This window comes from Candidatus Cryptobacteroides sp. (assembly GCF_056207615.1).
Window position 1 is genome coordinate 1 of sequence record NZ_JBAEER010000155.1, and the last position, 1,623, is coordinate 1,623.

2 protein-coding genes and 1 tRNA gene are annotated in these 1,623 nt (G+C 51.4%); all 3 read right to left on the minus strand.

All coding sequences use genetic code 11. The features are described 5' to 3' along the window. Nucleotides 1-198: 198 nt before the first annotated feature. A tRNA-Ile gene (locus tag AC06ND_RS08795) sits at nt 199-272 on the minus strand. Between the two features lie 80 nt (nt 273-352). After that, nucleotides 353-658: a 30S ribosomal protein S10 gene (gene rpsJ / locus AC06ND_RS08800; protein WP_475678608.1), complete on the minus strand. Its 306-nt coding sequence runs from the start codon at nt 656-658 to the stop codon at nt 353-355. Nucleotides 659-680: 22 nt separating this feature from the next. Next, on the minus strand, nt 681-1,623 hold a 943-nt coding region (locus AC06ND_RS08805), incomplete at its 5' end, for a translation factor GTPase family protein (protein WP_475678609.1).

Below are 1,623 nucleotides of genomic sequence, written 5' to 3' on the forward strand. Positions count from 1 at the left end.
CAGACCAGATGTTTGCCGCCAGCTTCCTTCAGATTCCACCTCGTGATGGACACCTTTGCCTTTGGCTGTAACCTTCCCACTATCAGGGCGGTTTGGGGACTTTCACCCGTTAGAGTACGTTCGTGCTGGACGAACAATGAAAAACCCCTCTAGAATGCATTCTAGAGGGGTTTTGAGGTATTTAGGATAACCTAGGTGTGGTCCCTGCAGGGCATGATCCTGCGACCCACTGATTATGAGTCAGTTGCTCTAACCAACTGAGCTAAGGGACCAAAATGCCTCCGTCGTCCGTAGCCGATGAACAATATTGCAACATCCAGGCCGACGGAGGCTTTCTTATTGTTGATTCCTATCAGATCTTGATTTCTACATCAACGCCTGAAGGAAGCTCAAGCTTCATGAGAGCATCAACGGTCTTCTGAGTAGACTCGTAGATGTCAAGAAGGCGGCAGTATGAGTTGAGCTCGAACTGCTCACGAGACGTCTTGTTCACGAAGGTCCAACGGTTGACAGTGAAGATCTTCTTGTCGGTAGGAAGCGGAATAGGACCATTCACGCGAGCACCGGTAGAAGAAACTGTCTCCACGATCTTCTTTGCTGACTTGTCAACCAGCATATGATCGAATGATTTGAGTTTGATTCTGATTTTCTGGCTCATAATCGTTATTCAATTTAAATTATTATTCCTCGTCGTCAGAAGCCTTGTAGCCGCTCTTCTCGATTACCTCCTTAGCGAGGCTAGCAGGAACCTCAGCATAGTGGTCGAAGGTCATTGTGCTGGTAGCACGACCTGAAGAGATGGTACGAAGGATAGTGACATATCCGAACTGCTCAGAAAGCGGAACGTATGCCTTTACGATACGCGCACCGGTAGTAGAGTCCATGGCGTTGATCTGACCACGGCGACGGTTGAGGTCACCGACGATATCACCCATGTAATCCTCTGGAGTCACTACCTCGAGGCTCATGATAGGCTCGAGGAGAACCGGACGTGCCTTAGGACATGCGTGGCGGAATGCCATCCTTGCGCAGATTTCGAATGAAAGCTGGTCAGAGTCCACTGGATGGAATGAACCATCGATGAGGCGAACCTTGAGTGACGGTACTTCGAATCCTGCGAGGACACCGTTTGCCATTGCTGACTTGAAGCCCTTCTCAACAGCTGGGATGAACTCTCTAGGAACGTTACCACCCTTGACCTCGTCAACGAACTGAAGACCGGTCTGGCCCTCGTCTGCAGGTCCGATTTCAACGATGATATCCGCGAACTTACCACGACCACCGGACTGCTTCTTGAACACCTCGCGGTGCTGAACAGGCTGAGTGATGGCCTCTTTGTAGTTAACCTGAGGAGCATCCTGGTTGATGTCAACGCCGAACTCACGACGGAGACGGTCAACGATGATGTCGAGGTGGAGCTCTCCCATACCGCTGATGACGGTCTGGCCGGTCTCTGCATCCGATTTCACTGTGAATGTAGGGTCCTCCTCGGCAAGTTTGCCAAGCGCTATTCCGAGTTTGTCAAGGTCCTGCTGGGTCTTAGGCTCCACTGCGATACCGATGACCGGATCAGGGAACTCCATGGACTCGAGCGAGTAGCGGTGGCTCTCGGGGCAGATGGTA

Bases quoted from the DNA above. Each gene is read 5' to 3' on its own strand.
- rpsJ (WP_475678608.1), bottom strand. From the start codon at position 658: ATGAGCCAGAAAATCAGAATCAAACTCAAATCATTCGATCATATGCTG.